Source organism: Streptomyces venezuelae, assembly GCF_008642375.1.
Classification (GTDB): Bacteria; Actinomycetota; Actinomycetes; order Streptomycetales; family Streptomycetaceae; genus Streptomyces; species Streptomyces venezuelae_G.
This window is the reverse complement of the sequence record NZ_CP029194.1, coordinates 1,094,231-1,117,883: the sequence shown is the minus strand read 5'-3', so window position 1 is coordinate 1,117,883 and position 23,653 is coordinate 1,094,231. Positions and strand designations below refer to the sequence as shown.

22 protein-coding genes, 1 tRNA gene, 3 pseudogenes and 1 riboswitch are annotated in these 23,653 nt (G+C 72.6%); of the genes and pseudogenes, 11 read left to right on the top strand and 15 right to left on the bottom strand.

Annotation, left to right across the window (positions count from 1 at the left end; genetic code table 11):
- Nucleotides 1-13 precede the first annotated feature (13 nt).
- Both DEJ46_RS04850 and DEJ46_RS04845 read right to left on the bottom strand, forming a co-directional pair.
- Nucleotides 14-976 (bottom strand): M23 family metallopeptidase, encoded by a 963-nt coding sequence (locus DEJ46_RS04850; protein WP_223834509.1) that lies wholly within the window; start codon nucleotides 974-976, stop codon nucleotides 14-16.
- On the bottom strand, nucleotides 973-2,148 hold the full coding sequence (locus DEJ46_RS04845) for an SPFH domain-containing protein (RefSeq protein ID WP_411757718.1): 1,176 nt from the start codon (nucleotides 2,146-2,148) through the stop codon (nucleotides 973-975). The genes DEJ46_RS04850 and DEJ46_RS04845 overlap by 4 nt, the downstream gene beginning before the upstream one ends.
- 240 nt (nucleotides 2,149-2,388) lie before the next feature.
- Here DEJ46_RS04845 and DEJ46_RS04840 point away from each other — a divergent pair, with 240 nt between their 5' ends.
- A complete protein-coding gene (locus DEJ46_RS04840) occupies nucleotides 2,389-2,865 on the top strand; it encodes a hypothetical protein (protein WP_150264331.1) in 477 nt (158 codons plus the stop codon).
- Here DEJ46_RS04840 and DEJ46_RS04835 read toward each other — a convergent pair.
- Nucleotides 2,811-3,740, bottom strand: a complete 930-nt coding sequence (locus DEJ46_RS04835) for an acyl-CoA thioester hydrolase/BAAT C-terminal domain-containing protein (protein ID WP_150264330.1) — start codon at nucleotides 3,738-3,740, stop codon at nucleotides 2,811-2,813. The two genes, DEJ46_RS04840 and DEJ46_RS04835, sit on opposite strands and share 55 nt — an antisense overlap.
- A gap of 103 nt (nucleotides 3,741-3,843) precedes the next feature.
- Here DEJ46_RS04835 and DEJ46_RS04830 point away from each other — a divergent pair, with 103 nt between their 5' ends.
- Nucleotides 3,844-4,872 (top strand): S66 peptidase family protein, encoded by a 1,029-nt coding sequence (locus DEJ46_RS04830; RefSeq protein ID WP_150264329.1) that lies wholly within the window; start codon nucleotides 3,844-3,846, stop codon nucleotides 4,870-4,872.
- A gap of 107 nt (nucleotides 4,873-4,979) precedes the next feature.
- Here the strand turns inward: DEJ46_RS04830 and DEJ46_RS04825 are convergent, their stop codons facing one another.
- The 3 genes from DEJ46_RS04825 to DEJ46_RS04815 all read right to left on the bottom strand — a co-directional run bounded on the left by DEJ46_RS04825 (nucleotide 4,980) and on the right by DEJ46_RS04815 (nucleotide 7,643).
- Entirely contained in the window at nucleotides 4,980-5,402 is a 423-nt protein-coding gene (locus DEJ46_RS04825; protein ID WP_150264328.1) for a DUF350 domain-containing protein, read from the bottom strand.
- A 167-nt stretch (nucleotides 5,403-5,569) separates the two neighbouring features.
- On the bottom strand, nucleotides 5,570-6,172 hold the full coding sequence (locus tag DEJ46_RS04820; protein ID WP_150264327.1) for an HdeD family acid-resistance protein: 603 nt from the start codon (nucleotides 6,170-6,172) through the stop codon (nucleotides 5,570-5,572).
- A gap of 91 nt (nucleotides 6,173-6,263) precedes the next feature.
- Nucleotides 6,264-7,643: a dipeptidase gene (locus tag DEJ46_RS04815; protein ID WP_150264326.1), complete on the bottom strand. Its 1,380-nt coding sequence runs from the start codon at nucleotides 7,641-7,643 to the stop codon at nucleotides 6,264-6,266.
- Between the two features lie 226 nt (nucleotides 7,644-7,869).
- Between DEJ46_RS04815 and DEJ46_RS04810 the strand changes: the two genes are divergently transcribed.
- Together DEJ46_RS04810 and opcA are read left to right on the top strand one after the other, a co-directional pair.
- Nucleotides 7,870-8,424 (top strand): DoxX family membrane protein, encoded by a 555-nt coding sequence (locus DEJ46_RS04810; protein WP_150264325.1) that lies wholly within the window; start codon nucleotides 7,870-7,872, stop codon nucleotides 8,422-8,424.
- Between the two features lie 32 nt (nucleotides 8,425-8,456).
- Entirely contained in the window at nucleotides 8,457-9,368 is a 912-nt protein-coding gene (gene opcA / locus DEJ46_RS04805; protein ID WP_150264324.1) for a glucose-6-phosphate dehydrogenase assembly protein OpcA, read from the top strand.
- 112 nt (nucleotides 9,369-9,480) lie between these two features.
- Here opcA and DEJ46_RS04800 read toward each other — a convergent pair whose 3' ends face one another.
- A complete protein-coding gene (locus DEJ46_RS04800; protein ID WP_223834508.1) occupies nucleotides 9,481-10,668 on the bottom strand; it encodes a cytochrome P450 family protein in 1,188 nt (395 codons plus the stop codon).
- 276 nt (nucleotides 10,669-10,944) lie between these two features.
- Here DEJ46_RS04800 and DEJ46_RS04795 point away from each other — a divergent pair, with 276 nt between their 5' ends.
- A complete protein-coding gene (locus tag DEJ46_RS04795) occupies nucleotides 10,945-12,135 on the top strand; it encodes a cytochrome P450 (protein ID WP_150264322.1) in 1,191 nt (396 codons plus the stop codon).
- A 191-nt stretch (nucleotides 12,136-12,326) separates the two neighbouring features.
- Here DEJ46_RS04795 and DEJ46_RS04790 read toward each other — a convergent pair whose 3' ends face one another.
- On the bottom strand, nucleotides 12,327-13,301 hold the full coding sequence (locus tag DEJ46_RS04790) for an acetylxylan esterase (protein WP_150264321.1): 975 nt from the start codon (nucleotides 13,299-13,301) through the stop codon (nucleotides 12,327-12,329).
- 250 nt (nucleotides 13,302-13,551) lie between these two features.
- Between DEJ46_RS04790 and DEJ46_RS04785 the strand changes: the two genes are divergently transcribed.
- Together DEJ46_RS04785 and DEJ46_RS04780 are read left to right on the top strand one after the other, a co-directional pair.
- On the top strand, nucleotides 13,552-13,833 hold the full coding sequence (locus DEJ46_RS04785; RefSeq protein WP_150264320.1) for a hypothetical protein: 282 nt from the start codon (nucleotides 13,552-13,554) through the stop codon (nucleotides 13,831-13,833).
- 85 nt (nucleotides 13,834-13,918) lie between these two features.
- Nucleotides 13,919-14,347 carry a protein-tyrosine phosphatase family protein gene (locus tag DEJ46_RS04780; RefSeq protein ID WP_150264319.1) on the top strand — a complete coding sequence of 143 codons (429 nt, stop codon included), beginning with the start codon at nucleotides 13,919-13,921 and terminating at the stop codon, nucleotides 14,345-14,347.
- 8 nt (nucleotides 14,348-14,355) lie between these two features.
- On the opposite strand, the gene DEJ46_RS04775 is transcribed toward DEJ46_RS04780, so the two are convergent.
- Nucleotides 14,356-14,928 (bottom strand): hypothetical protein, encoded by a 573-nt coding sequence (locus tag DEJ46_RS04775; RefSeq protein ID WP_223834507.1) that lies wholly within the window; start codon nucleotides 14,926-14,928, stop codon nucleotides 14,356-14,358.
- A 409-nt stretch (nucleotides 14,929-15,337) separates the two neighbouring features.
- A pseudogene (locus DEJ46_RS39670) lies at nucleotides 15,338-15,688 on the bottom strand (isocitrate lyase); the annotation flags it as partial.
- On the opposite strand from DEJ46_RS39670, the pseudogene DEJ46_RS04760 reads away from it, so the two are divergent.
- Nucleotides 15,687-15,882, top strand: a pseudogene (locus tag DEJ46_RS04760) (short-chain fatty acyl-CoA regulator family protein); the annotation flags it as partial. The pseudogenes DEJ46_RS39670 and DEJ46_RS04760 sit on opposite strands and share 2 nt — an antisense overlap.
- A 59-nt stretch (nucleotides 15,883-15,941) precedes the next feature.
- On the opposite strand, the pseudogene DEJ46_RS04755 reads toward DEJ46_RS04760, so the two are convergent.
- Nucleotides 15,942-16,274: pseudogene (locus tag DEJ46_RS04755) on the bottom strand (acyl-CoA thioesterase); the annotation flags it as partial.
- A 159-nt stretch (nucleotides 16,275-16,433) separates the two neighbouring features.
- A riboswitch (cobalamin riboswitch) is annotated at nucleotides 16,434-16,586 on the bottom strand.
- A gap of 313 nt (nucleotides 16,587-16,899) precedes the next feature.
- Between DEJ46_RS04755 and DEJ46_RS39665 the strand changes: the two are divergent.
- Nucleotides 16,900-17,055 (top strand): DUF6193 family natural product biosynthesis protein, encoded by a 156-nt coding sequence (locus DEJ46_RS39665; RefSeq protein WP_223834506.1) that lies wholly within the window; start codon nucleotides 16,900-16,902, stop codon nucleotides 17,053-17,055.
- 93 nt (nucleotides 17,056-17,148) lie between these two features.
- A complete protein-coding gene (locus tag DEJ46_RS04750; RefSeq protein WP_150264316.1) occupies nucleotides 17,149-18,162 on the top strand; it encodes a glutathione S-transferase family protein in 1,014 nt (337 codons plus the stop codon).
- 402 nt (nucleotides 18,163-18,564) lie between these two features.
- On the opposite strand, the gene DEJ46_RS04745 is transcribed toward DEJ46_RS04750, so the two are convergent.
- The 3 genes from DEJ46_RS04745 to DEJ46_RS04735 all read right to left on the bottom strand — a co-directional run bounded on the left by DEJ46_RS04745 (nucleotide 18,565) and on the right by DEJ46_RS04735 (nucleotide 21,616).
- Entirely contained in the window at nucleotides 18,565-19,791 is a 1,227-nt protein-coding gene (locus DEJ46_RS04745) for a PP2C family protein-serine/threonine phosphatase (protein ID WP_223834505.1), read from the bottom strand.
- 369 nt (nucleotides 19,792-20,160) lie between these two features.
- Nucleotides 20,161-20,304 carry a hypothetical protein gene (locus DEJ46_RS39020; protein ID WP_190622440.1) on the bottom strand — a complete coding sequence of 48 codons (144 nt, stop codon included), beginning with the start codon at nucleotides 20,302-20,304 and terminating at the stop codon, nucleotides 20,161-20,163.
- Between the two features lie 190 nt (nucleotides 20,305-20,494).
- Nucleotides 20,495-21,616, bottom strand: a complete 1,122-nt coding sequence (locus DEJ46_RS04735) for a serine/threonine-protein kinase (RefSeq protein ID WP_150264314.1) — start codon at nucleotides 21,614-21,616, stop codon at nucleotides 20,495-20,497.
- A 403-nt stretch (nucleotides 21,617-22,019) separates the two neighbouring features.
- Between DEJ46_RS04735 and DEJ46_RS04730 the strand changes: the two genes are divergently transcribed.
- Nucleotides 22,020-22,394 carry a PRC-barrel domain-containing protein gene (locus tag DEJ46_RS04730; RefSeq protein WP_150264313.1) on the top strand — a complete coding sequence of 125 codons (375 nt, stop codon included), beginning with the start codon at nucleotides 22,020-22,022 and terminating at the stop codon, nucleotides 22,392-22,394.
- 224 nt (nucleotides 22,395-22,618) lie between these two features.
- Here the strand turns inward: DEJ46_RS04730 and DEJ46_RS04725 are convergent.
- Nucleotides 22,619-22,695: transfer RNA gene (locus tag DEJ46_RS04725), tRNA-Trp, on the bottom strand.
- Nucleotides 22,696-23,653 lie beyond the last annotated feature (958 nt).

Here is a 23,653-nt window from a genome sequence, read left to right as displayed (position 1 = left end):
CTCCCGCAGCTCCCTATACGCGCACGCCGTGACCGCGCAGATAGGCCAGCGGGTTGACGTCCGAGCCGAAGTACGGCGTGGTCCGCACCTCGAAGTGGAGGTGCGGACCCGTCACCCGCCCCGTCCTCCCGGACCGCGCGATCCGCTGACCGGCCGACACGCTCTGCCGGGCGGACACGTCGATCCGTGAGAGATGGGCGTACTGGGTGTAACGGCCGTCGGGGTGGCGGATCACCACCTCGTAGCCGTACGAGCGGCTGTACTGGGCCGTCACCACGCGCCCCGGGCCGACCGAGCGGACCGTCGTCCCCGTCGGGACCGCGAGGTCCTGGCCCGTGTGATAGCCCCTCGACCAGGCGCCCGGCTGCCCGTAGTACCCCGTGAAGACGTACGAGGAGACCGGCGCCGTCCAGCCTCGCGAGGAGGGAGCGGTCGGGGTCGTGGGTCCGGCCGGCTTCGAGGTGTTCCCCGAGGTGCCCGTCCGCTGCTCGTACTTCGACCGGTGACCGGTCCAGTACCAGTGGCCGCGGGACTCGTACCAGTAGACGCGGTCCTGGGCGTCCCAGCCCTGCCGCCCCCGGAAGACGGGCTCGCCGGTGCGGCCACCGTCGGTGCCGCCCGTGCGCTGGACGTACGTGGAGTGATGGCTGGTCCAGCGCCACTCGCCCGCCGCGTTCCGGAACCAGTACTTCGAGCCGTCCCAGCCGGCGTGCGCCGGGGCCGGTTCGGCGAGCGCCGTTCCGCTTCCGGCGCCCACCAGGGCGACCGCGCCGACGGTCGCGACGACGGCACGGCGTACCCCGTGCAGGGCCGCCGCACCCGAGCGCACACCGTCCGCGCCCAGGATCCGGGCGGCTTCGGTGCAGCCCGCGCAGGCGCAGTCGAGAGGAATCTCGTCGGTGAAGCCGGGTGCAGGGAGTTCGGGTGCAGTGAGTTCGGGTGCGGTGAAGCCGGGGGTGTTCACGATCCTCGTCACTCCTGATCCTGTGGGGCCGGCCCGCCACGCCGGGTGTAGAAGGCCACGGTCAAGTCCTTGACCAGGGCCTGGCGTTCGAAGTCGTCGAGTTCGACGAGTCCGCGTGTGGTCAGCCGGGTCACCGTGTCGTCCACGGCGTCGATCACGCCGGTGAGGACGGTGTCCCGGTGCTTGGCGTCGAGTGCCGCGATCTGTCGCCGCTGCATCGCGGCGGCCACCTCGGGTGCGTACTCGATGTGTGTCGGCTGGGCGGAGAAGACCGCGATGCCGACCGGCCGGCACTCGGCCGCGAGCATGCGGGTGAGGGCGTCGCCGACGGCCTCGGCGTTCCGCAGGGTCGGTGCGTCACCGCGGAAGGCGTCGGCCGGCAGCTGGGAGAGGACACGAGCCGCTGCCGCCTCCACCTGCTCCCGCAGATAGCCGAGATGGTCGTCGACGGCGTAGAGCGCCCGGGCGGTGTCCCGAACCGACCAGACCACCAGGACCACGACGCGGAGCGCCGAACCCTCGGCGTCGACGACGGAGATCGGTTCGCTGCGCCAGTGCCGCAGCCTGATGTCGATCCGGCGGCGCAGCACGAACGGGCTGACCCAGGCGAGGCCGGTGCGCCGCACGGTGCCGCGGTAGCGGCCGAAGAGCGACAGCACCCAGGCGGAGCCCGTACGTCCGCGGGTCAGGCCGCCGAAGGCGACGACGGTGACGACGGCGCAGCCGGCGAGCACGGCCCACTGCCAGGGCGGCAGCTGCGCGCCGCCGAGGGGGCGGGCCCGCCACAGCGTCGCCGCGGCCCCGGCGAGCGCGGTGAGGCCGGCGAGCACGGCGAGCCAGCCGGGGACGGCGGGCCCGCGGCGCTCGACGAGATCGGGGTCGGGATCCGAGGGCGGCGGCCGCCGGGAGACGGCGACCGGTGGAACGGACTGCGGGGGCTGTGGTGCCTGCGGTGATTGCAGGGACTGCGGGGGCTGTGGGGACTCCAGCGCCTGCGGAGACGGAGGGGACTCCTGGGTGTGCACGGGTGTCCGTACGGCCGTGATCCGGCCGGTCCGTTCACCGGGCTCTGCCGGCTGTGTCCATGCTGCTGGTTCTGTCAGTTCCGCCGCCTCCGGCCGGTGGTCGGGCTTGAGCAGGGTGCCGGTCGGTCGCGCGGGATCCGACCGAAAGAGGTCGTCCATCGGTATGCCGTCGGGATGACGGCGCACTCGGACGGGCAGGGGCCGCTTCTGTGGCTCGGTCATGAGGCCCTTCCGGCCGTCGTCCGGAGATGACGGCACGTCGGATGATCTTCAAAGACCATCGTCACAGGGGTGAATGTCCGAAATGCCGCGACGAAGGTCCCGAATGTCGGGGACTTTGGTCCCTTGGCCAAGGGTTCACGGTGGGCGGTTGTCAGTGGCGGCGCCTACCGTTTTCGTATGACGACGACGAGCGGTGGGGGAACGTTCGAGGCGGCGACGGGTGACGGTCCGCCGCTGCCCGGGGCCGAGGCCGAGCAGCGTTCGCGGGAGGTCCGGGCGGCCAGGGACGGGCTGCTCCAGATCAGACGGCTGACGAACGGTCAGGGAGGCGACCCGAGGGCGGTACCCGCCGAGTGGGAGCGCGGCAGACCGGTCCGCGCGGTGGCCCTGGCCCTGGAGGCCGGCGGGCTCGCCCCCTCGTCCGTGGACGCCTCGGGCGCGCGCGTCGCCACCGGCTACCGGGTCCGGGCGGGGGACCGCCCGGCCACCGCCGTGGTGGAGTGGCTGGGCCCGCCGGGCTCGGGCGCCGCTCAGGAGGAACCGGAGGCGCTGGCCGCCTGCATGACCGCGCTCACCCGCCTGGGCTGGGACGCGCTGCTCTACCGGGGTCCGCGGGGCCGCCGCTTCCTGGAGGTGGAGCCCATGACCCCGTGACGGGAGCGGATGCGCCACCCGTCTTCGAGGCCGAGCGCCTCAAGGATGTGCGGCCAGGCCGCCGCTCCCAGAAGTGCGTCGGCTTCGGGCGTGCCTCCGTGGTGGAAGCGCGGGGAAGCAGGCGCCGGGCCCTCCCCCGGGAGACGGGGCCGGTGGCCGGCATCGTGGCGGGTGATCAGTCGCACCGGGGCACCGGCCGAACGCCGGCGTTCGGCCAACCGTTCGGCGAACGGCAGGGACGGCCACATCGCGTCGTCGCCGCCCGCGACGAGCAGCAGTTCGGCCCTGGTCTTCTCCACCGGTATCTCCGCCGGGGCAACCAGACGGCCGAAGGTGCTCTCGCTGAGTTCGTACCATCCACGGATGGCGACCGGACCGCTCGACGGCTGTGCGGCCGACCAGGAATCGTCCATCGGCACAAAGGGGAGCGGCCGTTCCCGCCACGTCCAGGACGATCGGTACGGCTGCTGTTCGCCGTCGCGGCCCGGTCCGACGTTGCACCAGACGTGCGAGGTCGGCGACAGCGCGATCACCACGTCCACGCGCGGATCGTGCACCGCGGTGAGCAGGGCCGCTTCGGCCCCCTTCGAGGCGCCGAGGATGCCGATGTGGACCGCCCCGCTCGCGCGGAGGAGATCGACGGCGGCGGTGAAGGTCTCCAAGGGGACCTCGCAGATTCCCGGAGACTGCCCGGGCCCGCCGAACCAGCGGATCGCCAGGGCCGCGACGCCCCGTCCGGCGAGAAGGCGCGCTCGCTCGCGTTCGATACGGCCGCTGGAGCCCGCCAGGACCAGCACGCCGACGTCGGTACCGCCGGCGGGAGCGATCAGAACGCCTTGCCACGGATCGGTCAGCTCACGCTCCGTCAGTTCCACGCGCTCTCCCGGTGATCCGTCTTCCTCCGCTGCCTCGGCGCGTGCCCCGTGCCGATCGAAAATCGCGAGGAGAGACCATCGGCGGCATGCCAGAATCCCGCGCATGCCGATCCGTTACCCCGCCCCCCTGCGCCCCGGTGACCGTATAGGTGTCACCTCCCCTTCCAGCGGAGTGCCGAAGAACATGCGGGCGCGCCTCGACGTGGCGATCCGTGACGTCGAGGCCCGGGGGTACGAGGTGGTCGTGGGCGACTGCATGGACGGCGAAGGTCACCTCAGTGCGCCCGTCGCCGACCGCGCGGCCGAGCTGATGGCGATGCTGACGGACCCCGGCATCAGAGCCGTCGTGCCGCCGTGGGGCGGCGAGACCGCCGTCGACCTGCTGCCGCACCTCGACTGGGACCGGCTGCGCGACGCCGAGCCGACCTGGCTCGTCGGGTTCTCCGACATGACGACGGTCCTCACGCCGCTGACGCTCCTCACCGGGACGGCGACCGTGCACGGCAACAACCTCATGGACACGCCCTACCGCGCGCCGGACGGGCTCCTGTCCTGGCTCGACATCGTCGCCGCCCCCCAAGGGCACCGGTTCACACAGGTCCCGCCGAACCGCTACCGAGCCGCCGGTTGGGACGACTACACCGTCCACTCCGAGGTGCGCGAGTTCACACTCGACACCCCGGGCCGGTGGACCCGCCTGGACGGCGACGGGGACGTGGACGTCGAGGGGCGCCTCATCGGGGGCTGCATCGAGATGCTGTGCAACCTCACCGGAACGCCCTACCTGGACGCCTCGGCATTCGCGCGGGCCGAGGCCCCCGAAGGACTCCTCGTCTACGTCGAGGCGTGCGGCGACGACTCGTTCGCCATCTGCCGGTACCTGCACGGCATGCGGATGGCGGGCTTCTTCGACGAGGCGAACGCGGTCCTCGTCGGACGGACATCGGCCCCCGGCCGCGAGTCGCTCAGCCAGCACGAGGCCGTGCTCGACGCGCTCGCGCCGCTGAACGTGCCGATCATCGCCGACGTCGAGTGCGGGCACGTGGCGCCCTACCTGCCGCTCGTCAACGGAGCGCGCGGCCGGGTCGTCCACACGGCGACGCACAGCGAACTGACCCAGTCGCTGGACTGAGACGCCCGGCGCTCGGACGGCGCCCAGCCCGGCGCGCGGCCTGACCGACGCACGGAGGACGCGGCCCGAATCGGGCCGCGTCCTCCGTGCGCGCACGACGACGGGCTTCAGGCGATCGAGGCCGAGAGGATCGCCGAGACCGCGAGGTTGCAGGAGGCCGTCACCCACACCGCCGGGTGCGGCTCCGGGTCGACGAGCGTCGCGCCGAGCTTGCCCGGCGTCACCAGGTCCAGGACGAGGAAGGCGATCGCCATCATCACGAGGCCGAGCAGGCCGAACGCGGCCGTGGAGACGAGGCCCTTGCCGAAGTTGTCGTACGTCGTCCAGATCGAGGTGAAGACGATGCCGCCTATGCCGAGGAGCGCGGAGCTCAGCAGGATCGCGGCGTTGCGGTTGCGCTCTTCCCAGATCTGTCGGCCGAGCTTCCCCGGCGTCAGCAGATCCACGAGCACGATGCCGAGGATCAGCAGGACCACGCCGAGGGCGCCGTAGGCACCTGCGCGGCCCAGACCGTTGACGATGTCGCTCATGGGATGCCGGCTCCGAAAGGTTGCGATCGCGGGGGATCGGTGGTCAAGGACCGGCAAAATGTAGCGCACAGGTCAAGTGCGCCCGCCGCCCGCCCGGGAAATCGGACGGACGGCGGGTGCGGCGGGACTGTGGTGAGGCGGGAGACAGGGGGCAGACGGGCGTTCCGTCAGGCCCCAGCCGGCAGGTTCCTGGCGCGCGAGCGGATCATGAAGGCGGTGACGACCTCGGCCACGCCGACCATGAGCAGCCAGATCCCGGCGAGGACGGTGAGGACCTCCGCCGACTCCAGCGGCGACACGATGAGCACCACACCGGCCACCGCGCTCACCGCGCCGAGGAAGATCTGCCAGCCGCGCGCCGGCATCGTGGGGTCGGACGCCGCGGCCACGGTCTGCGTGATGCCCCGGAAGAGCCAGCCGATGCCGATCCAGAGCGCGAGCAGCAGGGTCGACTGCATCGCGCCCCGGAAGCAGAACAGACCGAGCAGGATCGAGAGCGCGCCGCTGATGAAGGCCATGACCCGCAGCGCGGTCGTCGCGTGCGTACCGAAGGCCGCGACCAGCTGCATCACGCCGCTGAAGAGCAGGTAGAGGCCGAAGAGCACACCGGCCACGCGCAGGGAGGCATCGGGCCAGACGAGCACCATGATGCCCAGGGCCAGCGAGACGAGTCCGGCCACGAGCAGCGCCTGCCAGGCCGCGCCCGCCAGTACGCCGAGCGGACCGGGCGGCACGTCGTGCCGCGCGGGTCCGTCATGAGTCTGTGTCATGGAACCATCGGTCCCTTTCCGTTCGGGGGCTTCGGAGGCTTAAGGGCCGTCGGAGTCGTCGGAGTCGTCGGAGTCGTCGGAGTCGTCGCGGTCATCGGGCCGCCGACCCGTAGCCGCTCAGGAACAGCGCCTCGGCCAGCGCCATGTGCTCGATCTCCGAGGGGTCCACGCTCTCGTTGGGCGCGTGGATGAGGCAGCCGGGCTCCTCGACGCCGATCAGCGCGATCTCCGCCTCCGGGAAGTGGTCCGCGAGCACGTTGCACAGCGGGATCGACCCGCCCTGCCCCGACTGGACCATCTCCTTCCCGTACGCCTTGCGCAGCGCCGACGCCAGCGCCCGGTAGGCCGGGCCGTCGGTGCGCGCCCGGAAGGGCTGTCCGCCGCTCTCCGCGTCCACCTCGACCCGGGCGCCCCAGGGCGTGACCGCGAGGAGATGGTCGGTGAGCGCGCGGAGCGCGTCGTCCGCGTCGATGCCCGGCGGGACCCGCAGGCTGACCCTGGCCCGTACCTTCGCCTGGATCGCGGCCGAGGAGCCCACGACCGGGGGGCAGTCGATGCCGAGGACGGTGACGGCGGGCCGGGCCCAGAGCTCGTCGGCGACCGAGCCCGTACCGACGAGGGACACGCCGTCCAGGACGCCCACGTCGGTGCGGAACTGCTCGGCCGGGTAGTCCACACCGTCCCAGGAGCCGTCGCCCGGGAGGCCCTTGATCGCGGTGTTGCCGTCCTCGTCGCGCAGGCTGTCGAGGATCCGTACGAGCGCCGCCAGCGCGTCGGGTGCCGGGCCGCCGAACATGCCGGAGTGCATCTCGCCCTTGAGAGTGGAGACGGTGACCACCACATTGGTGAGCCCCCGCAGCGAGGTGGTCGCGGTGGGCAGCCCGAGCGCGAAGTTGCCGGTGTCGCAGATCAGCAGGGTGTCGGCGGCGAAGAGGTCGGGCTGGAGCGGCACCAGCTGTTCCAGGCCGCCCGTGCCCTGCTCCTCCGAACCCTCCGCCACGAACTTGATGTTCACGGGGAAGCCCTTGCCCTCCGGCCCGCCGAGCGCGCGCAGGGCCGTCAGGTGCATGGCGATGTTGCCCTTGCAGTCGGCGGAGCCCCGCCCGTACCAGCGGCCGTCGTGTTCGCTGAGCTCGAAGGGCGGTGTCCGCCAGGCCGCGTCGTCCAGCGGGGGCTGGACGTCGTAGTGGCAGTAGAGCAGCACCGTGGGCGCCCCTTCGGGACCCGGCGCGTGGCCGACGACCGCGTCCGTGCCGTCCGGGGTCGTGACCCGGCGCATGTCACGGAGCCCGGCCTCGGTGAAGGCCCGTACGAGGAAATCGGCGGTCCTCGCACACTCCTCGGGAGGGAACTGCCGGGGATCCGCGACGGAGCGCATCGCCACCAGCTCGGTGAGGTCCTCCTTCGCCCGGGGCATCAGGGTCCGGACCTTCTCCCGCAGAGCGGCGGTCTCGGGGGACTCGGCGGTCATGCGTACCCACTTTCATCGGGACGGCCACAGCCCCCTCACTTAAGCAACGGAGGACAAACGCCGCAAAAGATGACTCCGATGGAGCACTGGATCACGGTCCCGGGCGGCGCGTCCGGGTGAGGAGGCCGAGAGTGGACGGCGTACGAGCTCCCAAGGGCCCGTACGAGTCCGCTTCCCCGCACCACCCCCGCCCTGCACCACCCCCGCACGTTACGGAGACCTCCTCATGGCCGACCTCAACCGACGCGACCTCGGGCTGCTCGTGCTGCGGGTCGGCACCGGCGCCGTCCTCGCCGCGCACGGCACGCAGAAGCTCTTCGGCTGGTTCGGCGGCGGTGGCATCGAGGGCACCGCCAAGGGCATGGAGGCGATGGGCTTCTCGCCCGGCCGCCAGAGCGCGATCGCCGCCGGACTCGGCGAGGCGGGCGGCGGCGTCCTCCTCGCCCTCGGCCTCGCCACCCCGGCAGCCGGCGCCGCCGCGGCCGGTGCCATGACGGGAGCCGTCGCCGTGCACGCCCCGGCCGGCTTCTTCGCCCAGGCCGGCGGATACGAGTACCCGGCCTTCCTCGGCTTCACGGCCGCGGGGATCGGGATCGCGGGCGCCGGACGGTACTCCCTCGACCACGCCACCTGCCACGTCCTCGACCGGCCGTGGGTGGTGGCGACCGCCTTCATCGGCACGGCGCTCGCGGCGGCGGCCGTGGTCGGACGCCGGGCCCAGGACCAGAGGTCGCCGTCGGACGACGAACCGGCCGACACCGCGCCGGGCGAGGAGCGTTAGGCTCGCCGCAGAGGAAGGGACGGGCGCCGCGCATGAAGATCGATCTGACGGACACCAACTCCAGCAAGATCAACAAGGCGATCCTGGAGGGCCGGCGGGCCGTCGGCACACCCGCCGTCGGCGTCGTGCTCACCCTCCTCGTCGTCACCGACGAGGAGAACGCCTACGACGCGGTCAAGGCCGCCAACGAAGCCTCCCGGGAGCACCCCTCCCGGACCCTCGTCGTCATCAAGCGCCATGCCCGCACGCCCCGCGAGCGGCACGAGAACCGGCTCGACGCCGAGGTCAGGCTCGGCAGCGACGCCGGCTCGGGCGAGACGGTGCTGCTCCGCTTCCACGGCGAACTCGCCGCCCGCGCCGACTCCGTGGTCCTGCCGCTGCTCCTGCCGGACGCGCCGGTCGTCGTCTGGTGGCCCGTCGACGCCCCGGAGGTCCCCTCCCGGGACCCGCTCGGCGCCCTCGCGCAGCGCCGCATCACCGACATGTACGCGGTCGAGGACCCGCTCGCCGCGCTGGAGGCCCGCGCCGTCTCGTACGCCCCAGGCGACACGGACCTCGCCTGGACCAGGCTCACCCCCTGGCGCTCGATGCTGGCCGCCGCGCTCGACCAGGCCCCGTCGACCGTGACCTCCGCCGCCGTCGAGAGCGAGGCGGAGAACCCCAGCGCCGAACTCCTCGCCCGCTGGTTCGAGGTCAGGCTCGGCGTCCCCGTCGACCGCGTCGTCACCGACGGCCCGGTCGTCACGGCCGTCCGCATGGGCACGCCCGACGGGGAGATCCGCATCGACCGGCCGGAGGGCCCGGTGGCCCGGCTCGCCATCCCCGGCCAGCCCAGCCGGGTCCTCGCCCTCAAGGTCCGGACCACCGCCGAGCTGATCGCCGAGGAACTGCGCCGTCTCGACCCCGACGAGGCGTACGCGGCCGCCCTGCGCGGCAGCGCCTGACGGCCGGAGCGGCAGCACGTGAGCGGCCGGCCTGAGCGGACCTGAGCCGGCCTGAGCGGCCGGCCTGAGGCGACCTGAGCGGCCGCACCGACGCACTCCGGTCCGCGCTGGTTCAGCCCTCCGGAGTGAAGGCCACCGGCAGCGTCGCCATGCCCCGCAGGATGCCCTCGCGCCGCGACAGATCCGCGTCCGGGTCCGCGAGCCGCAGGTCCGGGAAGCGGCGGAGCAGGGTGCCGATGGCGATCCGGGCCTCCGCCCGGGCCAGCGGGGCACCCAGGCAGAAATGCACACCATGGCCGAAAGCGAGCTGTTGCGGCACCTCGCGGCGTGCCACGTCGAGGATGTCGGCGCGGTCGTAGCGGGCCGGGTCGCGGTTGGCCGCGGCGAGCCCGATGATGATCATCTCGCCCGCCGGGATGGTCACCCCGCCGATCTCGTACGTGTCGACGGTGAAGCGCGCGACACCCCGGCTCACGGGCCCCTCGTAGCGCAGCAGTTCCTCGATCGCCCCGGGCAGCAGCGAGGGGTCGTCGCGGAGCGCCGCGAACTGCTCCGGGTGGCGCAGGAGCGCATGGACGCCGTTGGCGATGAGGCTCGCCGTCGTCTCGTGTCCGGCCAGCGTGAGCAGGATCGTCATGGCCGTCAGCTCGCGGTCGCTGATCCGCTCCTCGGCCTGTGCGGCGCACAGCGCGCTCAGCAGGTCGTCCTTCGGGTCCGCCTTGCGCTGGGCGATCAACGGCTCGAAGAACTCGGTGAGTTCGGCCCGTGCCTGGGCCCCCTTGGCGAGGCGCTCGGGGGTGTTGGGCGGCATGATGAGGCCGACCGCGAGGCGGGCGAAGTCGGGCTGTCCCTCGGCCGGGATGCCGATGAGTTCGCTGAGTACGGCCATGGGCAGCGGGAGGGCGAACTCCGATACGAGATCGGCCGATCCGCGCGCCGCGAAGGCGTCGATGAAGGCGTCGGTGTGCGCCTGGACGCGGGGTGCCATCTGCTCCACGCGGCGGAAGGTGAAGGCCTTCGAGACGAGGTTGCGCAGCCGCGTGTGGTCCTCGCCGTTCGCGACGAGCATGCTGCCCATCAGGACGTTGGTGCGCTCCTGGTGGGCCATCTCCTCCTCAAGTCCGTTGACCCCGACCGGACTACTGCTGAGGCGGGGGTCGGTGAGCGCCGCCACCGCCTCGTCGTAGCCCGTCACCATCCAGACTTCAAGGGTGGGATTCAGCCGGACGCGCTGGACGACTCCGTGCTCGCGGATCCGCTCGAAGAGGGGGTAGGGGTTGGGCTGTTGGGCAACGTTCACGGGAACATCGTGAACAATCGTCTGGTCCTGGCCGGTCATCTTCCGTAACTCCCCGCAGCTTTGTGAAAGATCTGAGGCAGGTAGTCATACCAGCCACCTCAGTTGCGTGGTAGCGTCACCGGCGCTCGGCTCGAATGATGTACGGGGAGCGACCGGCAAACCGCCGGTGGCACACCAGCGAGACACTCCGCCCACCGGCGGATCGGCGTCTCGCACAGCTCGACTCGTCAGCAGGTAAGGCCTCGACCAGGCCCTGTGCGAAGGGGGAGATGTTTCGTGGAGCAAGCGGCAGGCGTGGACCCGATCCTGGACCTGGTCCGTCCGTCGAACCTGCGGAACCCGTACCCCGCCTACGCCCGGATGAGGGAGTCCGCCCCCGTCCTCTGGCACGAACTGCTCGGCTCCTGGGTGCTGACCCGGCATGCCGACTGCCTCGCCGTACTCACCGACAGTCATCGCTTCGCCTCCGACTGGCGCCGCGCCGGTGAGGACATCCCCGCGCCGCTGCTGAGCGTGCAGACCCTCGACCCGCCGGAGCACACGGCCATCCGGCACCTGCTCCTCGACGGTTTCCGGGCACAGGACCGGCGGGCGCTGCACGACGGTCTGGACCTCCAGATCGACGACCTGCTCGCGGAGCTGGCCGAGCGTCCTTCGTTCGACTTCGTCGGAGAGCTGGCCGAACCGGTCGCGCTGCGCTTCGTCACCGCCTTCCTCGGCGTCCCGGCCCCCGAGCTCGACTGGTTCGTGCCCATGTCCCGTACCGTCGTCGACGGCATGGACGCAGGCCTGTGGCCCGAGAAGCACGAGCCCGCCGTCGCCGCCCGGGCACGGCTCGCCGAGTACGCGGGCGGCTGGCTCGCGGATCCGCCGAAGGAAGGGCTCATCGCGTACGTCGCCGAGCACGCGGCGGACAGCGGCGTAGAGGAAACGATTCTTCGAAACAGTCTGCGCGCGGTCCTGCACGCCGGCTACGAATCCGCCTCACGGCTCCTCGGCAACGCCGCGGCGGCCCTCCTGACCACTCCCGGCGCGATGGCCGCCTTCCCGGCGAGCCCGGCCTCCGCCGTGGACGAACTCATCCGGTACGACGCACCAGTCCAGGCGGACGCCCGGGTCTGCGTCACCGACACCGAACTGGGTGGCGTCACGATGAGAGCGGGTGATCCGGTCACGCTCTTCCTGGGCGCGGCCAACCACGACCCGCTCCGCTTCGACCACCCCACAGAGCTGCGACTCGACCGCGCCCCGAACCCGCACCTCGGGTTCGGACGCGGGGCCCATGCCTGTCTGGGCGCGTCCATGGCGATCCGGCTCGCCGGATCGGTCCTGGGGGCCTTGGCCAGGGACTACCCGGACGCACGGGGAGTCGCGGAACCGGAACACCGGCGCAATCTGACACTCCGCGGTCTCGACCGCTTCGAGGTCACTCTGCGCCCGAGAGCGGGGGAGGGGGTACGACCATGAAGTACTGGCACTGAAACCAGTGAGCGGGGCGCCCGTCCGGGAGGCGCGCGCCACGCCTCGTGCACGACCGTGCACGACCTGAAGCCCGAGCCTGTTGTACGGCTCGGGCTTCAGCCCTGTCCGGACCGGGACGGAACGGACGGGGACGGGGCCGGAACGGCTTCGGTCCCGTCCCGTCCCAGGGCGCCGCCTCAGCCGCGACGCAGCCTCCCCGGCAGCCAGCGGAGCTGGGCCGCCTGCTGGAAGGAGCCGCCGCCCTCGTGGTCGTTGAAGTCGTAGACCTCGATCTCCTTGTCCTCCTCCGCGTACGCGTTGAAGGCCGCGAACACCGTGGACGGCGGGCACGTCAGGTCCTCGAGGGCCGTCGAGAACAGCGCCGGAGCGGTGGCGCGCGCGGCGAAGTGGACCCCGTCGAAGTACGCCAGGGTGTCCCGCGCCCGCTGGACTCGGCCCCGGTGGGCCTTGAGGTAGTTGCCGATCTCGCGGTACGGCATGCGGTCCGTGAGGGTCGTCGCGCGCGGGAAGTCGCAGAGGAACGGCACATCGGGGGCGACGGCCACCAGGTCCCGTACCAGCCCGGCCACCGCGAGGGTGATGCCGCCGCCCTGGCTCCCCCCGGTCACCGCCGTGCGGCTCGCGTCCACCAGCGGGTGCGAGCGCGCCGCCTCCACGGCGCGGACCGCGTCCGTGAAGAGCCGCCGGTAGTAGTAGGTGTCCGGATTCTCGATGCCCCGGGTCATGAAACCGGGGGCGGCGGGCGCGCTGCCGACCGGGTCGGGGGTGTCGCCGGTGGCCCATCCGCTGCCCTGCCCCCGGGTGTCCATCACGAATTGCCCGAAGCCCGCGGAGGCCCAGAGCAGGTGCGTGTGCGGCAGGCCGCGCCCGCCTCCGTACCCGAGGAACTCGACGACCACGGGCAGCGGTTCGGAGGTGCCCGCCGGCAGGGCGAGCCAGCCCTTGACCGGCTGGCCGTCGAACCCGGCGAACGTCACGTCGTACGTCTCCACCGTCGTGAGTCCCGTGGCGACGCGCTCGAAGCGCGCGTCGAGCGGGTGGGCGCGCGCCTCGTCGAGGGTCTTCGCCCAGAAGGCGTCGAAGTCCTCCGGCTCCACGGACGCGCTGCGGTACGTGCGGAGTTGGTCGACGGGAAGATCGAACTGGCTCATGAGAACCGCCTGGTGAGTGAGGGTCGCGTTCGAAATCTCGACCGGTCACCCCGGTCCTCCCCACCCTAGTCGGACCCCGCTGCCGATTCATATACGTGAATCCCGGGAGGAGGCCCTCGAACGGGGCCGCACCGACACATCACACGGAGCGAGCCACGAGAACGCCCACGGAGCGCTCCCCGTGGCATCCTCGGACGATGCCCCACCGCGTTCGGCTGCGGGCCTTCGTCGTCCTGCGCGGAGGAACACCATGCTCATCAGCCATACCGTTCGCCACCACGTCCTGCACGTGGCTCTCCACCGCGACCTGGACGTCACCAACAGGGCCGCGGCCGCCCTCCAGATCCAGGCCCTGGTCCAGACCCACAGCCCGACCCGCGTGGTCATCGCCCTCCCGGCGGCCGACCCCACCCCCGCCACCCTCAGCGCCCTCGCCCGCGCCCACCGCATGTGCGGAAGCCTCGGCATCCCCCTCACTCTGACGGGCGCGAGCACCCGCACGAGCCGGCTCCTGGAGGCGAACACCCCCTAGGGGGTGTCCGACGGATCATGGCCGGGGCCGGGGTGCCTCGGGAAGGCCGCCTGACCGCCGGTCGAACGGGGGCTACGCTCGCACCGTGACTGCCGCATGGGAACCCACGACCCCGGGCGTGATGCGCCTGCCCTCAGGCCGGCTGGTGCGCGGCCGGGGGCTGAACCGGCCACTCCCGCAGGGCCCGGAGCCCACCTTCGCGCTCTACCTGCTGGGCCACCGGCCACCGCCGGTAGCCTGGGAAAGCCGCTGGCTCCGCTGGCCCGATTTCCGGCTGCCGTCCGACCGCGCCACAGCCGCCGCCGCGCTGCGTGAGGCATGGACACGCGCCGAGGACGAACGCGTCGAGATCGCCTGCGCCGGTGGACGCGGACGAACCGGCACCGCACTGGCGTGCCTCGCCGTGCTCGACGGGGTGCCCCACCGAGAGGCCGTCGCCTACGTCCGGGAGCACTACGCTCCGCGCGCCGTCGAGACCCCCTGGCAACGCCGTTACGTCTCCCGCTTCCCGTAGCGCCCCGCTCATCCGCTGCACACATCGGCCGACGTGACCGACAGGCGGTAGGCGGAGCCCGAGGTGAGCTCGGGGCCGGGTTCGTGTTCCTCGTGGGCGAGGTTCTCGGCGGTCAGGAAGTAGACGTCCAGCCGCACCTCCTCCCCGCCTTCGGCACGCGTGAAGCACAGGCTTTCCGCCTGCCCGGGGGGTGGCACGGGAGCGGGGCCCGGGGGCACGTGCCAGCCGTCGCGCTCCGCCGCCGTCCGGTAGTGCCGGAGCACCTCGGCCCGGGTGCCGGGAAACGCGTACGTCCGGTCGGCGTACACCACGACGTCCCCGCTGTCCGACCAGCACCCTGCGTCGACGTTCTCGTAGTGAACGGGGCTGGTTGCCCCCACGGGCCGGGAGCCGAGGATCGCGAGCGACTCCAGTTCCCTCACACGCTCTTCCGTGCCCTCGCAGTCCGCGAAGAGATCGAACGCCGAGCAGCCGGTGAGGCTCCCGGCCGCGAGCACTGCCGACAACAGCAGAGCGGTCGGGCGGATCCGTATCGGCAACGTCGGCTCCCGGGCGTACGTCGAGGTCGGTGAGTGGCGCACGCCATCCGCCGAGCAGGCTATCCCCTTGCCCGCATGTGGGGCGGGCGTCGCTCATGACCGGTCGTCGGCGGTCCGGACGAGGTGGCGCTCGTATGCGGAGGGGGTGAAGAACGAGGGAAGGTGGGTCGCGAGCGTCGTCTCGGTCAACAGGTCCGTACCTCGTCGAGCGCGGCCCGAGGGAACTCGGCGCCGAGTGAGGCGAGTTCCTCCTCCAGGATCCGCAGGACGGTCTCCCGCTCCACCACCCGGTGGCGGAGCCACTGCCAGATCTGGACCCGGGCGATCTCGGCGGTGGCGGCCTGGGCCGCCCTGCCGCCGATGGCGTTCGCGCCGCGCTCGTGGCAGGTGCGGACGAGGAGTTCGGTCTACGCCCGGAGGAAGGGGGCCGGCATGGTGACCTCGGCCCGCCCGAGCTGGAGGAAGCGGGTTTGACGGCGGTGGAGACCAGGCCGAAAGTGGCCCGTACCGACCTCGTGTTGGCGGCTGACGGCGGTGAAGACCTGCGCCTGGCGGCGAACTCCCGCTCCTGTAGGTCCACATGGGCCGTCCCGTGGAAGCCGGCCAGCGTGATGAACGGGAACTTCTAGCCCCATGGCGCCGAGTCCACGCTGGAAGTGGCGATCCGGTCGTCGTCCAGGGCGCAGGTCAGACCGCGGGCGATGACGGGGCCCATGCCGTTGCGGACCCGGTGGAAGCCCTCGGCCGTGCGTTCTCCGGTGACGAACTCGGCGTCCCGCTCGTCGACGTCGCTCGTGAGCAACATGTCCAAGCGGCAGTCCGCCACCGGATTCCCCTTCTCCCGCGTCGTCGGCACCTGCCACCTGTGGAACGTGTACGAGCGAACGCCTCGACTGCACCCAGCGCGCGCTGCCGCCCGTGGGCCGCGCACTCGCCGTGGACGCGAACGTGGGCAGCTTCGTGCCGTACGTCGTGGAGGACACCCGGCCGGGGTGACGGACCGACCGCCTCGGGGAGGACCCTCAGGACAGGCCGGGCAGCACCACGTCGAGCGCCGGTACGGGCCGCGGGGTTCCGTCGGCGTCGATGGCGACGAAGGTGAGGAATGCCGAGGCGACCTCCGTGGCGGGGCCGGAGTGGTTCCACCGCTCGGCGGTGACCCGGACGCCGACCGTCATCGAGGTCCGCCCGGCGCGTTCGAGCCCGGCCTCGACGCTCAGCAGGTCCCCGGCACGTACCGGGGCGAGGAAGCTCATCCGGTCGACGGAGACGGTGACGGCGGGCCCGTCGGCGTGCCGCCCGGCAGCCGCGGCGGCGGCGTCGTCGATGAGCTTCATCATCACGCCGCCGTGGATGGTGCCGTAGAGGTTGGTGTCGTGCTCGCTCATGATGTGGGCGAGCACCACCCGGGAGTCGCCCGGCGTCTTGGCGGGGCGGGACACGGGGGCAGGGCTGGTGACGGTGGGATCGGCCACGTCAACTCTCCTTCGCGAGTCGCGGCAGGGCTTCTTCCGCGCGCACGGGATCCCGGGGCGCGGACAGCGGGCAGGTCTTCGGACTCGCGAGCACGCCACTCCCGACGGAGGGCTCCTACTGGCCGTCGCTTCCCAGGTCCTGTGCGTCGGACCCAGTGCGTATGACGGCGGTCGTTCCCGCTCACCGCTGCGGGGCAGTCCCGGATTCCCACCGGGTTCCCTCTTGCGACGCTCCCGCCTGGCGGGCGGGGCGTACCAGCTGCGTCGCCAGCCTACGCGGCGGGTACGTCGGCCCACCGGCCGGTATCGGGAGCGGAGGCGTCCCGGCTCGCTGACCGGGTGAGTGCCGCGGCGGGCATGGGCGCGGGTGCGCGGCTTCCCTTCGCCGGGTTCGCTGTGGGGCTCGGCATCTCGCCGACGTCATGAGGTCGTTCTTCAAGGCCGCCGCCGCGGCCCGCTCGGCCCGGTGCCTGCGGCGTACACATTCCGCTTCAGGACACGCTGTACCTGGGGAACGAGCTCCCCGATCACCTGAGGAATGCCATTCTGCCCTGCGCGAGCTGTTCCCACGGTCGGCCATGGTGTCCTCTGCCTGAGCCAGTGCATCCGGTACCCGTGGACACACGACGTGCCGACCGCCTTCCCTCAGGTCACCGGCGGCCACCGTGTCCGGCGCCGCCGCGCCGGTGCGTGAGGTCACCGAGACGGGGTAGGCGCACCTACCGGAACGACCCGGTGTCGTGGCGGGCGGCAGGAGCCCCGCACACGAGGAGGAGGGTGCGGAACGATGACCGGTGACGGCTCGTACGAGCGCGACCGCGCGTACATCACGACCCGGATCACGGCCGACGGGCGGGACGGTTATCCGGTGGAGCCCGGGCGTTACCGCCTGATCATCGCCCGCGCCTGCCCGTGGGCGAACCGGAGCGCGATCGTGCGACGCCTGATGGGACTGGACGGCGTGCTCTCGATGGGGATCGCCGGGCCCCTGCACGACGAGCGGAGCTGGTGCTTCCACCTCGACCCCGGAGGCCGGGATCCGGTCCTCGGGATCGAGTGGCTGAGGGACGCGTACGTGGCGCGCGAACCCGGCTACTCGAAGGGCATCACCGTGCCCGCGATCGTCGACGTCCCGACCGGCCGGGTGGTGACCAACGACTTCGAGCGGATCACGCTCGACCTGGGCGGCGAGTGGACGGCCCATCAGCGGGACGGGGCACCGGAGCTGTATCCGGAGAGGTGGCGCGAGGAGATCGACGACGTGGCCGGCAAGGTGTACCGGGACGTCAACAACGGCGTCTACCAGTGCGGGTTCGCCGGTGACCAGGCGGCGTACGACCGGGCGTACCGAAGCCTGTGGGCACGGATGGACTGGCTGGAGGAACGGCTCGGACGCCGGCGCTATCTGGTCGGCGACACCCTCACGGAGGCCGACGTCCGTCTGTTCCCGACCCTCGTGCGCTTCGACGCCGTCTACCACGGCCACTTCAAGTGCAACCGGCACAAGCTGAGCGAGCTGCCGGCCCTCTGGGCCTACGCGCGGGACCTGTTCCAGAGGCCCGGCTTCGGGGACACGATCGACTTCGCACAGATCAAGGCGCACTACTACGTCGTCCATCACGACATCAATCCGACCGGGATCGTCCCCCGGGGCCCGGACGCCCGCGGCTGGCTCGCGCCGCACCACCGGGAGGAACTCGGCGGCCGGCCGTTCGGCGACGGCACCCCGCCCGGGCCGCCGCGCCCGGCCGAGCGCGTGCCGCAGATCGTCCCGGAATTCGATACGGATTTCGATGTTTGAATGCGCGTCCATTGCGTAGAAGCACGTGCAGAAGACGTGATCAAGGGAAATCGACTTTGCGCTACCACCGCCCGCCGTTCTGTGACCGGGAGGAGATGGCCGTGACATTCGGTTCGCGCCGCCACGGTCGCTGGAGAAGGCGTCGGGTCTGGGCCCGACGGACTCCGAGCGCCCTCGTTCGCCGAGGTGTCGTGCGTGTGGCGAAATGGGAGCTCCGCCTGATGGCCTGGAGCGTCCGGAGGTCGTGCCGGGCGGCATTTCACGCCGCGCTGCCGCCGGCGGTCCGGCGCAGGGTGTAGGGCTCCGGATCGGACCCGGACGAACACAGCAGGATGCACGACACGGGACGGAACGGAGCAGACGCAGGGCCACGACGGCCACGAGTACGCGGGCGCCGGTGGTTCACCGGCGCTCGGGGTGCCATTCGGCGAGAAGGATGGTGGCGTCGTCGCTGAGACGCTGGTCCTGGTGCACGAGGATGTGCTGGACCAGGCGCCGCAGCGCCTCGGGCGCGGGAAGACCCTCGGCCAGCGAACGGACGACGATGTCGGCCAGGCGCCGCTCGCCGAAGAGCTCGCCGGTGGCGGAGCGCGCGTCGGTGACGCCGTCGGTGAAGAGCAGCAGTCGGTCGCCGGGCTCCAGCTGGGCCGAATGGACGGGCGGGGGACCGAAGCCGTAGCCGGTCAGTCCGAGGGGCGGTCGGGGGGTTCTGTCGAGCGCGCCGGTCACGATGCGCCGGTCGCGGATCAGCAGCGGGGCGGGATGGCCGCAGTTGATCCACTCCAGTCGGCCGGTGGCGGTGTCGAGGTCGCCGATCACGCAGGTCAGCAACCGTTCCGGGATCCAGCGCTCCAGAGTGCGGTCGATCTCCACCGCGATGTCCGCGAGGCCGCCGTCGGCGCGCCGGGTGGAGCGGCAGGCGGCCAGCGCCGCGGCGCTGCAGCCGCCGGACGCGAGATCGTGGCCCATGGCGTCCAGCAGCGTCAGATGCAGTACGTCTCCCGCCAGGCTGTGGTCGTACGCGTCCCCGCCGATGTCGTACGCGGGCTCCAGGACGGCGCTGGAGGTCACAGCCGCCGTGCCGACGGTGCGCGGCGGCAGGAAGGCCCACAGCAGCTCCGCCTGCAGGCTCATCGACCGGGTGCGCATGGTCCGGGCCAGGACGTCGCTGAACGGCTGCTTGGTGGCCACGATCATGGCGACCAGGCCGGCGAGGGCCTCGCACCGGTGCAGCAGTGGCCCGTCGATTTCCGGCGCGGTGACCCGCAGGACGCCCATCCGGCCGATGCCGTCCACGACCGGGATCCATCCCGTACGCTCCCCGCCGTCGGAGTCCGGCCGGCTCAGCCGCACCGACTCGGTGCGGTACGCGTGTCCCGCGAGGGAGTTGTCGACGGGCAGCGTCTCCAGATCCACGGTCCCGTCGCCGGCCGTGAGCCGGGACGCCTGCTCGGGGGTCGGCAGCGCCACCAGATTCTGTTGCTGCAGGTCGGCCACGTAGACCCGGGCCCCGGTCAGCCCCAGCCGCCGCCCGGCGTCCGCCACGAGCAGGGGGATCGCGCGAGGCGCGAGCCGGTGGGACGCGGCCAGGACGTCCGCCAGGACCGTGCCCAGGGTGTCGCCGTCCACAGGCACCGCCCTTCGCCGCCGGTCACCGGCGGACCCCGGTGACCCTCCCATCATGCGCCGGTGCGTGCTCGGGGGCCGTCTCGCCGTTGAGGGCGATGCGTGCGGTCACCCGCTCGCGGACGGCCTCCCGACCTCTGCCGGGCGGCCGGATGCGACCCCCGCTCTCTCGCCCCTGCTCTCATGTCCGCTCGCCTCGCATGCCGGCCCGGCCCGTCCTGGATGCCAGGTTTGCCTTCCTGGGTGAGGAGCACGCGGACCTCCATCGCGTGGCGGTGGTGCACGCGAAGGCGCCGTACGCACACCGACGCCCCGCGCGGTACCTCGCGCGGGGCGTCGGCGGTCCGGCTGTGAGGGCCGGGCCGGCGGGCGTCAGCGGTGGCGCAGCCTGCCGAGCAGGCGGCGTGCCTGGGTGCGCCTGCGCGGGTCGGCCGCGGCGCGGCGAAGGGACGCCGCCGCGCGACGGCCCTGGGGGCTGCGGGTGAATCGCTTGATGCGGTCCAGGAGTGCGGTCATGGGATTCTCCTCCGATGTCGAACGCGCGGGACGGCTGCCGAGAGGGCGCCGCCTACCGGAAGGACGTGAGGAGGAGGCCGGCGAACCGCCTCCGGTCCTGGCCTCCGGCAACGCCCCGCCTTCCTTCCATGTCCTGGAACTCCTTGTTGCCCCAAGCGGCCGTCTCACACCCCAAGGGGCCTGACTTCCGTCAGGTAATGGGTCGCTGGCGGTCGTTCATGCGGGGGAGTGGCGACGTCGGTGCGCTCGTCCGGGTCCCGTCCGCCGCCCCGTCCCGGGGTGGGGTCGCCGCTTCACCGGCGGGCGCGGTGCCCATCGAGCCGGTCGGCGTGAGCCCGAGCGTGACGAGGGTCGCCGCCACGGCCCGCCCGGCGGCGGGCCGCCCCGGCCGGGAGGCGGAGGTCCGGCGCGGCCGGGGCGACCGGTGTACCCCCGCCGCCCGGGAGCCGGGTGCGGCGGAGGGTGCGGAGGCGCGTCCCGCGGTCCGCGGGTCGGCGAGGATCCGGGCGCAGGCGGCAGCCTCCGGGCGGACCTCGGGGGAGCGGTCGGTCATCGCCGTGAGCAGGCGGGCGAGTTCCGCCGGGAGACCGGAAGGCAGCACCGGAGAGCGGTGCAGGTGCGCCAGCGCCGCCTCCAGCGGTGCTCCGCCGTACTCCGCCTCGCCCTTGAGGGTTTCGAGCAGCACCAGGCCGAGGCTGTACACGTCGGCCGCGGGCCCCGTCCTGCGGCCCAGGGCCTGCTCGGGCGCCATGTAGGAGGCGGTGCCGACGAGGGTGCCCGCGCCCTCGGGGGCGTCCTCCGCGGCCTCGACGCGACGGGAGATGCCGAAGTCCGTGAGGTGGGGGGTGTCCGACCGGTCCAGCAGGATGTTCGACGGCTTGACGTCGCGGTGGACGACGCCGTGGCCGTGCACATGGGCGAGGGCCGAGGCCAGGGCCGCCCCCGCCCGGCAGGTCTCGGCGGGCGTGAGGACCCCGCGGGTGATCCGCCGCCGCAGAGTGGTCCCCCGGACGAGCTGAAGCACCAGGAACGGCCGGCTCCCGTTGCGGCCCGTGTCGTAGAGGGTCACCAGGCCGGGATGGTGCATCCGGGCCAGCAACCGGGCCTCCTCCCCGCACTGGGTGTCGGTCCGGCGCGCGCCCGCGGGCCGGAAGACCTTCACTGCCACGGGGCGCCGCAGCCGCAGGTCCAGAGCCTCGTACACGTCCGCCGCGCCGCCCCGGCCCAGGAGACGGTCGAGCCGGTAGCGTCCGACGACGCTACGGGCCGTCCATGTGACGTCCGGATGTACGGGCCTCGCTCGGACCTGCATCGGGGCTCCCTGGGGGTGTGGCCGGCCCTCTGCCGACGGGCCGGGAGGCGGGTGCGGCGCCCGCCGGTGCGTGTGCGGGCCCGCGGCTGAACGCGTGCCCCGTCCGTCCATGAACATCCCCTGGAAGACGGCGAATCGACGGTTCCGGCGTGCTCACGGGGCCGGGAGGGACCCGGTCAGAACGTGTCCGAGGGCGGCGGAATGATCCCCGGAGACCCGGGTACGCGAACGCTGTCCGACCCGCAGGGGAGGAGCAGCCAGCCATGGGTCCGGGACCGTTCGTCATCGTGATCGCCGTCGGCGCCCACGATCACCGACGACGACCGTCGTGACCTGCTCCGAGGCGGCCCGCACGTCCGGCTGCCGCGCCCTGCTCGAACACAGCGACAGAGGAGTGACAGCGATGACCGACCATCTGTGGTCCTTCAGCACCGAGTCCGGCCACCTGGCGGGTACCGACCTCACCGGGTGGCGCGTCGAGGCCTCCGACGGGCACATCGGCAAGGTGGACAAGCACTCCGACGAGGTGGACGACTCCTACCTGGTCGTCGACACCGGCGTCTGGATCTTCGGCAAGGAGGTGCTCATCCCGGCGCGGGCGGTGACCCGCATCGACCTCGGGGAGCAGACCCTCCACCTCGCCCTGTCGAAGGAACAGGTGAAGGACTCGCCCGAGTTCGTCTCCGACAAGCACCTCGCGGACCGCCAGTACCGCGAGGAGATCGGCCAGTACTACCACACGTACTGGCCCTTCCGGGGAGGCATGGGTGGCCTCTGACGGGCCGCCGGTCCACCCCGGTACACACAGCGCAGCAGCACGTCCCCGACGGTGAGACGCCCCCCTCGTCCGAGGGAAAGGTGTCGCGCCGTTCAGGTGGAGGAGCCGGTCGAGGGCGATGCCCGCCGGGCGGGCGTCGTCACGTTCGTTCGTCGAGGAGCGCGGCAGGCCGCAGACAGGCGGCCGGCGCGGATCCGTCTGAGGCCCGGCGCCTGCGCGGCCCTTGGCAGGGGTGACAGGAGTCGAACCTGCGGCATCCGGTTTTGGAGACCGGCGCTCTGGCCAGCTGAGCTACACCCCTTCGGTGTGCGGGAAGCGTGCCATGCCGACGGGAGGCGGCGCCACCGGATATCGCGGCGCGGACGACACCGCGCGCCCGGTACCCGCCGGGTCGACCGTGGATCGGACGACCGCCGGCCGTCTCCGGACGCCCGGGGAGCGGCGCTGCCGGTTCCCCGGGCGGCAGGTCAGCTGCCCGGGCCCGCCCCGGGCGGAACCGGACCGGGTGGCATGGATCCCGGTCGGCGGGGCACCGAACCGGTAGGCACCGGAAGCAGGGTGACGGACAGTCGGCCCGCGGAACCCGCCCGGGAGGCGCTCATGTCGAACTCGGCCCGCGCCCTCGTGCGTGTGGCGCCGTGCGCCACGCCAGTGGGACCGACCCGGCCTCGCCGCCTCGCCCACCCCTCCAGTCCCGTCCGAGGACCCCAGTGCCTCGGGCCGGAACGGGGAGCGTCGTCCGTACGCTCCCGCCGTGACCCACGACGCGCCGCGCGGACGGGACGGGCAGGAGGGGCAGGAGGCGCTGAACGGGCGGGCCGCTGTCCCGCTGCCGGTGACCGCGGGCTGCCGCCCGGCGACGGCGGTAGCGCCCGTCGCGGACGGTGGCGGCATCACGCGCCCCCGCGAACGGCCGGTACGTCGCGGGCCTGACTCCGCACCGTGCCGCGCCGGACGGAAGCCCCCACGCTCGACCGGGGGCTTCCGCCGTGCCGGCCCCGCTCCAGGGCGCAGCACGTCGGTGCCGTGCCCCGAGACCCGGCGCAAGCCCCGCACCGCCTCGCGACTCGCCGAGTCGCCCGCGCGGTGCGGGTCCGCTCCTCACCACCACGGGAGAGCAGGATGCCCGCGAGGCCGGTGGCGAGCGCGGTGAGGACGGGACAGACCACGAGCAGTGACGTCACATGGAAGTCCGTCTGTCCCGGACGGGCGCCGTCAAGCGCGCGCGAGGGGAACGGGCCGGGCGGGACCGGCGGGAC